At 65.5% G+C, this 13,135-nt stretch carries 12 protein-coding genes; 1 reads left to right on the top strand and 11 read right to left on the bottom strand.

The annotated features are described in order from the left end of the window. Positions 1 to 48 precede the first annotated feature (48 nt). Positions 49 to 1,857 carry an allophanate hydrolase gene (atzF, locus tag I6F17_RS30370; protein WP_036042809.1) on the top strand — a complete coding sequence of 603 codons (1,809 nt, stop codon included), beginning with the start codon at positions 49 to 51 and terminating at the stop codon, positions 1,855 to 1,857. A 15-nt stretch (positions 1,858 to 1,872) separates the two neighbouring features. Here atzF and I6F17_RS30365 read toward each other — a convergent pair whose 3' ends face one another. From I6F17_RS30365 to ugpB, 11 genes are all read right to left on the bottom strand, one after another. Continuing rightward, entirely contained in the window at positions 1,873 to 2,088 is a 216-nt protein-coding gene (locus I6F17_RS30365; RefSeq protein ID WP_036042810.1) for a hypothetical protein, read from the bottom strand. 100 nt (positions 2,089 to 2,188) lie between these two features. Next, positions 2,189 to 2,911 carry a GntR family transcriptional regulator gene (locus I6F17_RS30360; RefSeq protein ID WP_036042811.1) on the bottom strand — a complete coding sequence of 241 codons (723 nt, stop codon included), beginning with the start codon at positions 2,909 to 2,911 and terminating at the stop codon, positions 2,189 to 2,191. Continuing rightward, positions 2,908 to 3,303, bottom strand: a complete 396-nt coding sequence (hpxZ, locus tag I6F17_RS30355) for an oxalurate catabolism protein HpxZ (protein ID WP_036042812.1) — start codon at positions 3,301 to 3,303, stop codon at positions 2,908 to 2,910. The genes I6F17_RS30360 and hpxZ overlap by 4 nt, the downstream gene beginning before the upstream one ends. A 1-nt stretch (position 3,304) precedes the next feature. After that, a complete protein-coding gene (locus I6F17_RS30350) occupies positions 3,305 to 4,699 on the bottom strand; it encodes an AtzE family amidohydrolase (protein WP_225128286.1) in 1,395 nt (464 codons plus the stop codon). A 4-nt stretch (positions 4,700 to 4,703) separates the two neighbouring features. Beyond that, positions 4,704 to 4,883: a DUF4089 domain-containing protein gene (locus tag I6F17_RS30345; protein WP_036001861.1), complete on the bottom strand. Its 180-nt coding sequence runs from the start codon at positions 4,881 to 4,883 to the stop codon at positions 4,704 to 4,706. 26 nt (positions 4,884 to 4,909) lie between these two features. After that, positions 4,910 to 6,694: an ABC transporter ATP-binding protein gene (locus I6F17_RS30340; RefSeq protein WP_225128285.1), complete on the bottom strand. Its 1,785-nt coding sequence runs from the start codon at positions 6,692 to 6,694 to the stop codon at positions 4,910 to 4,912. Positions 6,695 to 6,788: 94 nt separating this feature from the next. Continuing rightward, a complete protein-coding gene (locus tag I6F17_RS30335; RefSeq protein ID WP_225128283.1) occupies positions 6,789 to 7,688 on the bottom strand; it encodes an ABC transporter permease in 900 nt (299 codons plus the stop codon). A gap of 3 nt (positions 7,689 to 7,691) precedes the next feature. Further along, positions 7,692 to 8,705: an ABC transporter permease gene (locus I6F17_RS30330; RefSeq protein WP_036042816.1), complete on the bottom strand. Its 1,014-nt coding sequence runs from the start codon at positions 8,703 to 8,705 to the stop codon at positions 7,692 to 7,694. Between the two features lie 111 nt (positions 8,706 to 8,816). Then, a complete protein-coding gene (locus I6F17_RS30325) occupies positions 8,817 to 10,436 on the bottom strand; it encodes an ABC transporter substrate-binding protein (RefSeq protein ID WP_225128281.1) in 1,620 nt (539 codons plus the stop codon). A 257-nt stretch (positions 10,437 to 10,693) separates the two neighbouring features. Next, a complete protein-coding gene (locus I6F17_RS30320; RefSeq protein ID WP_225128280.1) occupies positions 10,694 to 11,641 on the bottom strand; it encodes an aminoglycoside 3'-phosphotransferase/choline kinase family protein in 948 nt (315 codons plus the stop codon). Positions 11,642 to 11,803: 162 nt separating this feature from the next. After that, positions 11,804 to 13,126, bottom strand: coding sequence for a sn-glycerol-3-phosphate ABC transporter substrate-binding protein UgpB (gene ugpB / locus I6F17_RS30315; protein WP_225128278.1), 1,323 nt, complete (start codon positions 13,124 to 13,126; stop codon positions 11,804 to 11,806). Between the last annotated feature and the right edge of the window lie 9 nt (positions 13,127 to 13,135).

The following is a 13,135-nucleotide window of genomic DNA, read 5'->3' as shown; positions in this document are numbered from 1 at the left end:
TCGCTTGCTTCACTCCGGGCGAGGACGAATTGCCGGAGTTTTGCCGCCATGGGGGCCGAGCAGCCTGAAACGATCGCCGCGATTGTGGCCGCGCACCGCGCGGGGACGCTGACGCCGGCGCAGACGGTCGCGCGGACCTATCAGCGCATCCGCGATCACGACGATCCTGCCGTGTTCATCAGCCTGCGCGACGAGAAGGACGCGATCGCGGAAGCGGAGAAGCTCGCGGCCCGGGCGGATGCTGCCAGCCTGCCGCTTTACGGCGTGCCGGTCGCGGTGAAGGACAATATCAACGCGCTCGGCTTTCCGACTACAGCGGCCTGCCCGGCGTTCTCCTATACGCCCACGCACGACTCGACCGCCGTCGAGCGCCTGCGCGCGGCCGGGGCGATCATCATCGGCAAGACCAATCTCGACCAGTTCGCGACCGGCCTCGTCGGCGTCCGCTCGCCCTACGGCATTCCCCGGAATTCGATCCGCGAGGATCTCATTCCCGGCGGCTCGAGCTCGGGCTCGGCCACCGCGGTCGGCGCGGGGCTCGTGCCGTTGTCGCTCGGCACGGACACCGCCGGCTCGGGCCGCGTGCCGGCGATGCTCAATAACATCGTCGGGCTGAAGCCGAGCCTCGGCATGATCTCGACCGCAGGCCTGGTGCCGGCCTGCCGCACGCTCGACTGCATTTCGGTGTTCGCACTGACGGTGGACGATGCCGCACTCGCACTATCGGTGATGGCCGGCCCCGACCAGGCCGATCCATTCTCGCGCGACCGGCCGCTCGGCGCGATCACGCCGATGCCGGCAAACCTGCGCCTGGGTGTGCCGCGCAACGGGCAGCTGATCTTCTTCGGCGACAAGAAAGCGGAAGCCGCCTACAACGATGCGCTGAAGCGATGGACCGCGCTTGGGGCAACGCTGGTCGAGTTCGACCTCGAGCCGTTCTACGAGACGGCGCGGCTGCTCTATGAGGGTCCCTGGGTCGCCGAGCGTTACCTCGTGATCAAGAACCTGCTGGCGTCCGCGCCTGACGCGATCCACCCCGTTACCCGCGAGATCACCGCGGCCGGCGCGCGGCTCACGGCCGCGGAAACCTTCTCCGCGCTCTACCGCCTGCAGGGCCTGCGCAAGATCGCAGAGCGCACGTTCGCCAACATCGACGCGCTGGTGCTGCCGACGGCGCCGACGGCCTATACGACCGCGCAGGTGCTGGCCAATCCGATCGAGCTCAACAGCCGGCTCGGCACCTACACCAATTTCGTCAACCTGCTCGACCTCTGCGGCCTCGCCGTGCCGGCTTCGATGCGCAGCGACGGCATTCCGTTCGGCATCACGCTGCTGGCGCCCGCAGGGCGCGACGCGCTGCTCGCGAGCATCGGCCGGGTGTTCCATGCCGATACCAAACTGACGGTCGGCGCGAAGGGTGTGGCACAGGCCCCGCTCGCGCCACTGCCCGCAAGCAATGGCGATGAAATCCCGATTGCGGTGGTCGGCGCGCATCTCACTGGCATGGCGCTGAACGGGGAATTGACCGCGCTGAATGGCAAGCTGATCGAGGCGACGAAGACCGCGCCCGACTACAAGCTCTATGCGCTCAAGACGACGCCGCCGAAGCCGGGCATGCTGCGCGTCGAGACCGGCACGGGCGCGGCCATCGAGCTGGAGATCTGGTCGCTGTCGTCGTCCGCTTTCGGCAAGTTCGTCAACGCGATCCCCGCGCCGATGGCGATCGGCACGATCAGGCTCGCCGACGGACGCGGCGTGAAGGGATTCCTCGTCGAGCCGGAAGTGCTGGGCGATGCGCGGGACATCACAGCGTATGGCGGCTGGCGGAAGTTTATGGCTGAAGCTACGACGGCGTAGACAGCGACCGCGGCCTCACACCGACTTGCGCCAGGCGGCTTCGTTCTTCTTCTCGTAGTCGTCGAACGCCTTGACGAGGCCGGACAGCACCTCTGCGGACGTTTCGAACATCGCGGTGAGCTGGGGCTCGTCGACCTTGCGGATGTCTTCGCGCAGATGCGTCACCGTCTCCTGTAGACGCTGCTTCATCTTCTGGGTGTGATGGCGGGGATCTTTCTCGGAGGAGGCCATGGTGTTTTCTCCTTATCGGATCGATGAGAGGAAACGATCGGTGCAAAGCCGGGTTCCTGAGAACCGACGCCTCTCCTTCACCTCGTGGTGAACACGCAACTCACACCGACACCGCGTAGATCTCATACTCCCCGCGCACCAGCTCGATGTGCGCACGCATGGCAGCGGCGGCACCCTGCTTGTCGCCGCGCATGATGGCGACGACGACGCGGTCGTGCTCGGCCTGCGACTTGGCGAGGCGGCCGAGGTTGCGGAACTGGGCGCGGCGGAACGGCTGCACGCGGACGCGGGTCGCGAGCGTGATCTCGGCGATGTAACCGTTCTGCGAGCCGGCATAGATCGCGTTGTGGAAGCGCTCGTTGACCTCGTGGAAGCGCTCGGGATTGCCGGTATAGCTCAGCACCCGCAGCTCCTCGTGGACGGCCTCCAGGCCGTGACGCTCGGCCGGCGACATGCGTTCGGCGGCAAGACCGGCGCACAAGGCCTCGAGCTCCGCCATCGCCTCGAACATGCCCTTCAGCCGCTCGACGGATGGCCGCGCCACCACGGCGCCGCGATGCGGCCGCGCCTCGACGAGGCCGCTCGCCACCAATTGGCGCAGCGCCTCGCGCACCGGCGTGCGCGAGACGTTGAAGCGCCGCGCGATGTCCGTCTCGTCCAGCGGCGAGCCCGGCGCCAGCGTTCCCCGCACGATCTCGTCGGCAAGCTGCAGCCGCAGCTCCTCGGCGCGCGTGACCTTCAGCAGCGACGGCGATGCACGGTCGACGCGCGGCACCACCGGCTCGGCCGGCAATGCGCCCTGCGGAAGATCATCAAGCGTCATACGGTCTCTTTCGGCTCGTCGATGATGCTGACATGAGCGGCGACGACGCGCCAGCCCTCCGGGAAACGTATCCACGTCTGCATCTGCCGGCCGACCTTGCCGGGAGCCGTATCGCGATAGAACAAGGTGGACGCCACGGCCGTGTCGCGGCCATAGCTGGTGATCACGGTTTTGGCGGTGCGGCGGTTCAGCCCGACCGGCGAACGGCCGGCGCGGAAACCGGCGATTGCCTCGTAGCCATAGAGGTTCTCGCCGATGCCGTAGCGCAAGGTGCGCGGATCGTTGCGGAAGAGCTCGCCGAGCACGGCGACGTCGTTGCTGACGAGGGCTTGCTCATAGCGCTCGAACGCGGCTTTCACTTCCGCGATCACGTCGGGGAGATCGATCTGCATCTTACAATCCTCTCGGCGCGGGCGCAGCGACGACGCCCATCTTCTCCAATGCGTGCGCGACGCGCAGCGCGATGTCCTCGCGCCAGGGCGCACAAATGATCTGCACGCCGATCGGCAGCGGCTCGAGCGGCACGGGGACCGCGACCACCGGCAGGCCGATGAAGGAGATCGGCTGGGTGTGGATGCCGATATTGGCGCGGACCGGCAGCTCGACGCCGTCGAGATTGAAGTTCACCTGGCCGAGCTTCGGCGCGATGCAGGGCGTTGCCGGCGCCAGCAGAACATCGACCGATTTGAAGATCTCGGTGAGTTGCGCGCGATACCAGCGACGGAATTTCTGGGCGCGATCGACCAGCGCGGCCGGGACCATGGCGCCTGCGATCAGCCGGTCGCGCACCGCCGGGTCGAAATCGCCAGGGCGCTTGCGCAAGCGATCGAGATGGAGCGAAGCGCCTTCGGTGGTGGTGATGACATAGGCGGCGGCGCGGGCGCGCGATGCTTCGGGAACATCCACCACTTGCGTCGCGCCCAGCGCCTTGGCGGCGCGGCTGACGGCTTCGACCGCTTCCGGAAACACGTTCTTCTGGAAGTGGCCGCCGGCGATCGCAACGCGCAGGCCGGAAATGGACCCATCGAGCAGCGGCGTGACGGGCTCCAACCCGCGCGTGGTGCAGGCGCCGTCGTCTGCGTCCGGACCCTGCATCGCGTCATAGGCGAGCGCGAGATCGGCGGCCGAGCGCGCAAACGGGCCGAGATGATCGAGGCTCGCCACGAACGGGAACGAGCGCGCGCGTGACAGCCGACCATAGGTCGGCTTCAGACCGAAGATGCCACAGAACGAGGACGGCACCCGGATGGAGCCGTTGGTATCGGAGCCGAGCGCGATCGGCACCAGCGCGCCGCCGACGGCGCTGCCCGAGCCACCGGAGGAGCCGCCGCTCATCCGCGTGGTGTCGTGCGGATTGCGCGAGGGACCATCATGGATGTTCTCGCCCGTGAAATCGTAGGCGTACTCGCCCATGTTGAGCGCACCGACGAGAACGGCGCCGGCCGCCTCCATCCGCTCGATCAAGGTCGCATCGCGCCTGGCGGGCGCGAGGTCCCGGTTGATCTTCGAGCCGGCGCGCGTTGGCAGGCCCGCGACATCGAACAGGTTCTTGACCGCGAAGGGTACGCCGGCGAGCGGACCGATTGTCCTGCCCGCAGCGATGTCGGCATCTATCGCGCGCGCTTTCGCGCGGGCGCGTTCGGCGGTGACGTCGGTGAAGGAATTGAGGATGCCGTCATGCCGCTCGATGCGCGCGAGCGCGGCTTCGGTGGCATCGAGCGCGGACATCTTGCGCCCCGCAACCGCACTTGCGATCTCGGAGGCCGTCATCTCTGGCTTGGCGGACATGGCGTCAGGCCGTGAAGATCGGCGCCGGCTCGGTTTCGTCCGGCAGCGCGAATTCGTCGACCAGACGGCCAAGCCGCAACGAGACCTCGAGGTTGGCGCGAACGGCAGGCCGCCAAGCCTCCTCGATCGGCAGCGCCAGCGCCTTCGATACGGCGTCGATATAGTCGTCCAGGGGTTCGGCCATCACGCTCTCAAGCAATCAGTGCAGTCTTAGTGTGTCGGCAACGGCGGATGCGGGATCGCCGTCAGCAGCTCCTTGGTGTAGTCGTCCTTGGGATCGCCGAGAACCTGCTCGGAAGAGCCCTCCTCTACGATCCGTCCCGTCCGCATCACAATGACACGATCGCACAACAAGCGCACCACGTTCAAATCATGCGAGACGAACAGATAACTCATACCTAGCCGCGCCTTGAGGTCCTGCAGCAGGTTGAGCACGACAGCCTGCACGGAGACGTCCAGCGCCGCGGTCGGCTCGTCCAGGACGACGAGCTTGGGATGCAGCGCGATCGCCCGGGCGATGCCGACACGGGCCTTCTGGCCGCCGGACAATTGGTGCGGGAAGCGGTCGAGCAGATTGTGCGGCAGGCCGACCATGGTGGCGAGTTCCTCGCAGCGGGCGCGCAGCGCGTCGCGTCCCCGGATATCGCCAAGCTGCATGATCGGATCGGCGATGGCGCGCGCAGCAGTGAAGCGCGGATTGAGGCTGTCGGTGGGGTCCTGGAACACCATCTGGATGCGGCTGCGCTGCGGCAGCCGGGCGAAGGCGGCAGGCTGAATGCCGCCGATGTCCTCGCCGTCGAACTGGATCAGGCCGGAGGTCTGGTCGAGCAGGCGCATCACCATCATCGACGTGGTCGATTTGCCGCAGCCGGATTCGCCGACGAGACCGACGCTCTCGCCATGACCGATCGAAAAGCTGATGCCGTCGACGGCGCGGAACACGTCCGGCTCGACCGGCGGCTTGCGGCCGAACAGCTTGCCGAGCACGGCGGTCGCACCCTGGCGGGGATATTCCTTGACGAGCTTTTCAACGCGGAGGAGGAGCCTTGGATTCTCGTCACCCCCGGGCTTGACCCGGGGGTCCATCGATCGAGACGAGTCTTGCGAAGCGTGATGGATGGCCGGGTCAAGCCCGGCCATGACGGAAGAGGATTGCGAGGCGCTCGCCTCCTCTTCCGGCAGCAGATCGCGCAAGCTCACCCCGAGCCGCGGCGTCGCGCGCATCAGCTTCTTGGTGTAGGGGTGCTGAGGGTTGGCAAAAATGTCGTCGGCGGTGGCAGTCTCGACGACGCGGCCCTTCTCCATCACGACGACGCGGTCGCAATAGGCGGCAGCGAGGCCGAGATCGTGCGTGATCAGGATGGTCGACATCGCGCGGCGTTTCGTCAGCTCGACGATCAGGTCCATCACCGCCTTCTGCGTGGTGACATCCAATCCGGTCGTCGGCTCGTCGGCGATGAGCAGCTGCGGATTGCAGGCCAGCGCGAGCGCGATGACGACGCGCTGGCACATGCCGCCCGACAGCTCGAACGGATAGGCGTGATAGCGCTCGCGCGGGCGGGCGATCTTGACCTGCTCCAGCGCCTCGATCGCCTTCTCGCCGTGATCTGCGACCTGGGCCTGCTGCACATGGGTGCGCAGGACGTCCTCGATCTGGTCTCCGACTTTGCGGATCGGGTTGAGCGCGGCGCGCGGGTTCTGGAAGATCATCGAGACTTCGCGGCCGCGCAAATCGCGCATCTGGTCTTCGGTCGCCGCCTTGACGTCGATGCCGGAGAACATCACCGAGCCCTCGGCGATTTTGCCGGCGCGATCGAGGATGCGCATCACCGCGTAGGATGTCACCGACTTGCCGGAGCCGGACTCGCCGACGATGGCCAGCGTCTCGCCCTTGGCCACGGAGATGTTGACGTGCTGCACCGCCTTGACGATGCCCCGGCGGGTGGTGAATTCGACCGTGAGATCCTGGACGTCGAGCAGCGGCTGGGCGGTCATGGACGGCTCCCGTCACTCAAACGGTCGAAAACAACCCCATGCACAGTAGAATGGCGACTGAAATCATTGGAGAATTTCTGACGTACGTCTGCCATCACGTCCTCCGCTGGGGATCGACGATGTCGCGCAGGCCGTCGCCGAGGAGGTTGAAGCAGAACACGGCGATCATCAGGGCAAGGCCGGGGAAGAGCGCGATCCACCATTCGCCCGACACCATGAAGCCTGCGCCTTCGGCGACCATGATGCCCCATTCCGCGGTCGGCGGGCGGACGCCGAGGCCGATGAAGGAGAGGCCGGCGGCGTTGAGGATGGCGTAGCCCATGGTCAGCGACATCTGCACGATCATGATCGGCATGATGTTCGGCAGGATGTGCACCAGGAGGATGCGGAATTCGCCGTTGCCTGACAGACGCGCGGCCTGCACGAAGCCGGCATTGCGGCGGACATTGGCTTCCGCGCGCGCGACGCGGGCATAGAGCGGGAAGTTCACGATCGCGGTGGCCAGGATGATGTTCTGCACGGTGTTGCCGAGCGCGGCGACGATGCCCATCGCGAGCACGAACAGCGGGAAGGCCATAATGGTGTCGGCGATGCGGCCGACGATGCGGTCGGTCCAGCCGCCGAAATAGCCGGCCGCGATGCCGGCAAGGCCGCCCATCAGGAACACCAGCGCGACCGAGGCGATCGCGATGAAGAAGTCGAGGCGCGTGGCGACGATGACGCGGCTGAAGATGTCGCGGCCCAGCTGGTCGGTGCCGAACCAATGCGCCGCCGACGGCGGCTTCAACGCAGCCGCGGTGTCCGAAGCGAGCGGGTCGTACGGCGCCACGTAAGGGCCGAATAGCGCGGCGAACACGATGATCAGGAGCAGCGCAAAGGCAAAGCCCGTGACCTTGTTCTCGCCGAGGACATAGCGGGTCTGTTCAAGGATCGCGACGAGGCCCGACGTGCGGGCGGGGCCGACAGGTTCAACAGCAGGCGCTACGGAGCTCATAGCCTAGCCCTCCAACCGCACGCGCGGGTCGATCACGCCGTACAAAATGTCGATGATCAGATTGAGCAGCACGTACATCACCGCCATGGTCAGCACGAAACCCTGCACCGGCGCGAAGTCGGAGGAGATCAGCGCTTCCACCGCGTAGGAGCCGATGCCCGGCCATGCGAACACTTTCTCGACCAGCACGTTGGCCCCCAGCAGGAACGAGAACACCATGCTGAGCGTGGTGATGACCGGCAGCATCGCGTTGCGGAACGCGTAGGTGACGATCACGGTTGCCGGCGACAGGCCGCTGGCGCGCGCGGTGCGGACGAATTCGGACGCGAGCACCGCGAGCATCGAGGCGCGGGTCATGCGCGCGATCGGCGCCAGCGAGAAGATTGCGAGCGTCGTTGCGGGAAGAATGAGCTGGCTCAACGCCGAGCGGAACGCCTCGAGATCGCGCGCGATCAGGGTGTCGATCAGATAGAAGCCTGTCACCGTCGGCGGCGCGCTGTAGAACACGTCGAGACGGCCGAGCGGCGCCGGCGACCAGCCGAGCCGGAAATAGAAGACATAGACCAGCACGAGGCCGGTGAAGAACACTGGCAGCGACACGCCGGCCGTGGTCGTGATCCGACAGAGATGGTCGATCCATGATCCCGGCCGCGTTGCCGCGAGCACGCCGAGCGGAATGGCGATCGCAACGGACACGAAGAGGCCGAGCAGTGTCAGCTCGGCTGAGGCCGGCAGGCGGTTGCGGATCTCGGTCGCGACCGGCTGGCCCGTCGTCAGCGAGTTGCCGAAATCGCCGTGCGCGAGATCGTTGGCATAGCGGAAGAACTGTTCGACCAGCGGCTTGTCGAAGCCGAGTTTTTTCCGGATCTGCTCGACGGCTTCCTTGGTCGCGGCGGGGCCGGCGAAGTATGCCGCGGGATCGCCCGGCAGCGCGCGCGTCAGCAGGAAGGTGACGATGACGACGCCGATCAGCGAGGGGATCGCGAACATCAGGCGCTTGCCGATCATGGTCAGCATGGTGCTCGCTCCGCTCGCGCGAATGGCGAATAGCGAGTGGCGAATGGATATTCGCTCCTGTCGACCATCACGTCCCCCTATTCGCTATTCGCCACTCCCTATTCGCTTTCCTCACCCCTTCGCCATCGCGCGGTAATCCAGCCGCCGGTGGAACCAGTATTGGTAGCCGCTGATGTTCTTCTGCATCGCGACGTTGACGAACGGCTGATACAGCGGGATGCGCGGGACGTCGGCGAAGGCGAGATCGACGAAGCCTTTCACGTCGGCATCGTAAGCGGCCTTGTCGCCGGTGGCGGCCGCCGTGCGCGCACCGTCGATGAACTTGTCCATCGCCGCCGACTTGTAGCTCATGGTGTTGAAGACGGAATTGTTGCCGTGATAGCACCAGTAGAAGAAGTACTCGGGGTAATCGAGCCAGCCCGAGAACACGTTGGTGAACAGCGGCATCTCCTTCTTGTTGAGCTCGGTGCGCCAGTTGGCGCCGGGCACCTTGTTGATGGTGGTCTTGATGCCGAGCTGGGCGAGGCTCTCCTGCACGAGGATGCAGAGCGGTTCGTTGACGCCGGCGAAGTTGAGATCGAACGAGATCGTGGTCTCGAAGCCGTTGGCGTAACCGGCCTCAGCCAGCAGCGCCTTCGCCTTCTCCATGTCGGTGTTGTACTTGTGCGGCTGCGGCCAGGCGACTTCGGTGGCCTTGTCCTTTGCGCCGAACATGGGATTGCCGAGGCCGAACAGCACGGCGTCCATGATCTTCTGATACGGCATCGCATACGCTATGGCCTGCCGCACTTTCGGATTGTCGAAGGGCGGCTTGGTGACGTTCATGCCGATATACTGGATGCCGTTGGAGAACGGCAGCGACACCACGTTGAGCTTGCCGTTCGCCTTCATCTCCTGGAAATCCTTGAACGGCAGTTCATAGGAGATGTCGGCGTCGCCGCGCTCGAGCAGGGCACGGCGGTTGCCGGCCTGCGGCACCATGCGCCAGATCACGCGCTTGATCTTGGGAAGCGGACCGCCGACCCAATCCTCATTGCGCTCCATGATCACTTCGGTGCCGGCGGTCCACTTCGTCACCTTGTAGGCGCCGGAGCCGGCGGTCTGCTGTTTTGTAAACTCGAGACCCCAGGGATCCTTCTCGCTGGCATTCTTCTTCACCAGCTCGGAATTGACGATGCAGGGCACGATGACGGCGAGATCGGGGATCGTCAGCCTGTCCTTCTTCAGGAAGTCGACGCGCACGGTGTGATCGTCGACCACGACGAACTGCTCGGCCTTGGTGAGCGAACCCGCGCTCATCTGGAAGGTCGGGAAGCCGCCGACGCTGACGGCGCGGTCGAGCGACCATTTCACGTCTTTCGCGGTAACAGGCGCGCCGTCGTGGAATTTGGCGTTCTTCTTCAGCTTGAAGGTGACCGACATGTCGTCGATCTTCATGTCGTCGGCGAGCTCGCCCTTGAACTTGTCGCGGTCGTAATAGGGCACGCCGCCGGGACCGCTCTTCATCTCGTGGCTGATCAGGCGGTCGTAGCAATTCCAGGAGACTTCATAGCCGGGCACGTTGGTGCCGATGCCATGGATGTCGAGATTGTTCGGGCCGCCTTCGGAAACGATCAGCAAGGTCTCCGAGCGGGCATCGGCCTTGGCCGGGGAGATCACGGACGGCATGGCCGGAAGCGCCGCGCCAGCGGCCAACCCGGAAACGGATTTGAGGAAATCGCGGCGCTTCATGAAATCGCTCCAACACAAAGGTTTTTGGCTGGAACTGGATTCGCAAGGTTTGTGCCAAGGCTTAATAGGAGACTAAAGGCCATCTAAGCCGCTGATATCACAAATTATTCCTGTTCTCGCCACTCTGCACCGCAACGCGCAATTGCATACAAAGACGCACAATTGCGTAAAACTTAGGCTGATCGACTTGAGGGATCATTATGGAGGCAGCCGCCGGCGCTCACCCCGGCCCCCAGAGTCATTCCGGGGCGATGCGCTCAGCCCGGCCAGATCAGGTCCTGGAGCTCGAGGAGATCGGCGGCCCGCTCCTGCCAGCCCTCGATGCAGATGTGGCTGTTGAGGTCGCTGGCGCGGTGCAGCAGCATCAGGGCCATCAGGCGGCGCTTGAGGGTGAAATCCAGCGTCGTATAGCCAAAGCCTTCGAGCAGGCTCTTCACTCTGCCCGGACGGCCCGCCGCCATGAAGGCGCTGGGGCCGAGCAGATCGTAGTCGCGCCACCCTGTGAGCACGTCGCCGAAATCGAACAGACCTGCGAGCGACCATTGGCCGTCGTCACAGGCGAGCAGAAAGTTCTCGGGGATGTATTCGCCGATCAGGATCACGGGCGGCGCGTCCATCGGGATCAGCTTCGGGGCGTCACCTAGGAGGTCGTCGAGGCCTTCGAGGAATTTTGGTGCGAGGCCGAGACGCGTGTGCCGCGCGCGGCAGCCCTGCATCTGGGCGCGCATGAACGCATTCCAGCGCGGCTCGATGGACGCGAGCTCTCCGAGCGGAACGCGCTGCACGGCGGCGATGGTCTCGCCTATCTGGCGCAGCAGGCGTTCCTTCTGATCTTCCGGCAGTTGCGGCCACACCTCGGAGCCGAGCGTGCCGGCAAGGCGCGTGACGATCAGGTACGGCCAGCCGTCGTGCGTTCCTTCGGCGACGATCTCGGGGATCGGCAGGTGCAGACGGCCTTTGAGCTGCGCCAGCGACGCGCGCTCCGAGACGAATTGCGCTGCGAGCAGCGGCGGAAAGATCTTCAGGATCAGCGTCTCGCCGAGGTCGACCACGAGATTGGTGCCGGTCGCAAACACATGCGGCGAGCCGGCATCGAGGCCGTGGCTGCGCGCGATGTCGAGAGCGACCGGCAGCCATTGTGAGGGATCGGAACGAAAGGCGCGGAAGCTTGCGGCGTCGGTGAGGTGAGGCAATGTCAGCGACATCGCGTGCTTTATGCGTTTGAGTTCGTCATGCCCGGGCTTGTCCCGGGCATCCACGTTCTTCGTACCGCGCGGCAAGGCGTGGATGGCCGGGACAAGCCCGGCCATGACGCGGTGGAAAGATCGTGCGCGCTGACATCAAGCTTCATTCGCAGCGCCGCCACCCTACCTGTCCGGACTGGCGCGCTCGAACTGGCGCAAGAGCTTGTTGCCGCGCTCGACGGCGGAATCGAGCGCTGATTGCGCGCTCTTGTGGCCGGCGAAGGCCTGCTCGAGCTCGTCCTCGATCACGCCGCGGATCAGGACGAAGGAGCCGAGCCGGATGCCCTTGGAATTCTCGGTCGGCGGATTGAGCGTGATCTGCTCGAACGAGATCGCCGAGCCCGGATTGCGCTCGTAGAACCCTTGCGAGCGCGTCAGCTCGAAGGCGGCGCGGGTCACGGGGAGATAGCCGGTGTTCTGGTGCCAGGCGGCCTGCACGCCGGGCTGGGACAGATAGGCGAAGAAGCGCGCCACGCCCTTGTATTCCTCGCGCGGACGGTCGCGCAGCACCCACAGCGTGGCGCCGCCGATGATCGAGTTCTGCGGCGCGCCCTTCACGTCGGGCCAATAGGGCATCATGCCGTAGCCGATCTCGAACTTCGAATTGGCCTTGATGTCGGCGCGCGTCGCCGAGGAGCCGATGAAGATGCCGCACTCGCCCTTCTGGAAGCGCGGCTCGGCCGACTGCCCACGGCCGCTATAATCGAACAGCCTGGTCTTCTGCCACTCGCTGAGCGCCGCGACGTGATGCACCAGTCTCGGATTGTTGATGGTCAATTCCGCATCCAGCCCGGCGAAGCCGTTCGCCCGGCTCGCGACCGCGAGGTTATGGAAGGCGGCGAAATTCTCGACATGGATCCAGGACGGCCAGGACGTGGTGAAGCCGCAAGCAGCGCCGCGGTCGCGCAGGCGCTTGGCGGCCGCTCCCAGTTCCGGCCAGGTCTTCGGCGGCGCCTCCGGATCGAGGCCGGCGTCGCGGAACATGGTCTTGTTGTAGTACAGGATCGGGGTCGAGGAATTGAACGGGAACGACAACAGATTGCCGGCGGCATCGGTGTAATAGCCGGAGACCGCCGGCAGATAATCGTCGAGCGAGAACGGCTCCCCCTGGTCCCGCATCAGGCTGAACACCGGATAGATCGCGCCCTTGGCCGCGGTCATGGTGGCGGTGGCGACCTCGTTGACCTGCACGATGGCGGGCTGGCTGCGCGAACGGAAGGCGAAGATCGCCGCCGTCACCGTCTCGGTGTAATTGCCCTTGTAGACGGGCACGATGCGGTAATCGGATTGCGAGGCATTGAAGTCGGCGGCGAGCTTTTCCAGCTGCCGGCCGAGCTCGCCGGACATGGCGTGCCACCAGGCGATCTCGGTGGCAGCCCGCGCAGGGGCGGCCAATGCGAGGGCCGCAAAGGCGGCAGCGAGCTGCAAGAGGCGCAAGGCTGACATCAGGATGGC

The organism is Bradyrhizobium sp. NBAIM18, from assembly GCF_020193825.1.
Taxonomy (GTDB): domain Bacteria; phylum Pseudomonadota; class Alphaproteobacteria; order Rhizobiales; family Xanthobacteraceae; genus Bradyrhizobium; species Bradyrhizobium yuanmingense.
The sequence above is the reverse complement of the archived record's forward strand: the minus strand, read 5'-3'. Positions and strand labels throughout refer to the sequence as shown.

What these genes read in the sequence shown, in the direction of transcription:
- atzF (WP_036042809.1), top strand. Translation starts at nt 49, where the DNA reads ATGGGGGCCGAGCAGCCTGAAACGATCGCCGCGATTGTGGCCGCGCAC.
- I6F17_RS30365 (WP_036042810.1), bottom strand. Translation starts at nt 2,088, where the DNA reads ATGGCCTCCTCCGAGAAAGATCCCCGCCATCACACCCAGAAGATGAAG.
- I6F17_RS30360 (WP_036042811.1), bottom strand. Translation starts at nt 2,911, where the DNA reads ATGACGCTTGATGATCTTCCGCAGGGCGCATTGCCGGCCGAGCCGGTG.
- hpxZ (WP_036042812.1), bottom strand. Translation starts at nt 3,303, where the DNA reads ATGCAGATCGATCTCCCCGACGTGATCGCGGAAGTGAAAGCCGCGTTC.
- I6F17_RS30350 (WP_225128286.1), bottom strand. Translation starts at nt 4,699, where the DNA reads ATGTCCGCCAAGCCAGAGATGACGGCCTCCGAGATCGCAAGTGCGGTT.
- I6F17_RS30345 (WP_036001861.1), bottom strand. Translation starts at nt 4,883, where the DNA reads ATGGCCGAACCCCTGGACGACTATATCGACGCCGTATCGAAGGCGCTG.
- I6F17_RS30340 (WP_225128285.1), bottom strand. Translation starts at nt 6,694, where the DNA reads ATGACCGCCCAGCCGCTGCTCGACGTCCAGGATCTCACGGTCGAATTC.
- I6F17_RS30335 (WP_225128283.1), bottom strand. Translation starts at nt 7,688, where the DNA reads ATGAGCTCCGTAGCGCCTGCTGTTGAACCTGTCGGCCCCGCCCGCACG.
- I6F17_RS30330 (WP_036042816.1), bottom strand. Translation starts at nt 8,705, where the DNA reads ATGCTGACCATGATCGGCAAGCGCCTGATGTTCGCGATCCCCTCGCTG.
- I6F17_RS30325 (WP_225128281.1), bottom strand. Translation starts at nt 10,436, where the DNA reads ATGAAGCGCCGCGATTTCCTCAAATCCGTTTCCGGGTTGGCCGCTGGC.
- I6F17_RS30320 (WP_225128280.1), bottom strand. Translation starts at nt 11,641, where the DNA reads ATGTCGCTGACATTGCCTCACCTCACCGACGCCGCAAGCTTCCGCGCC.
- ugpB (WP_225128278.1), bottom strand. Translation starts at nt 13,126, where the DNA reads ATGTCAGCCTTGCGCCTCTTGCAGCTCGCTGCCGCCTTTGCGGCCCTC.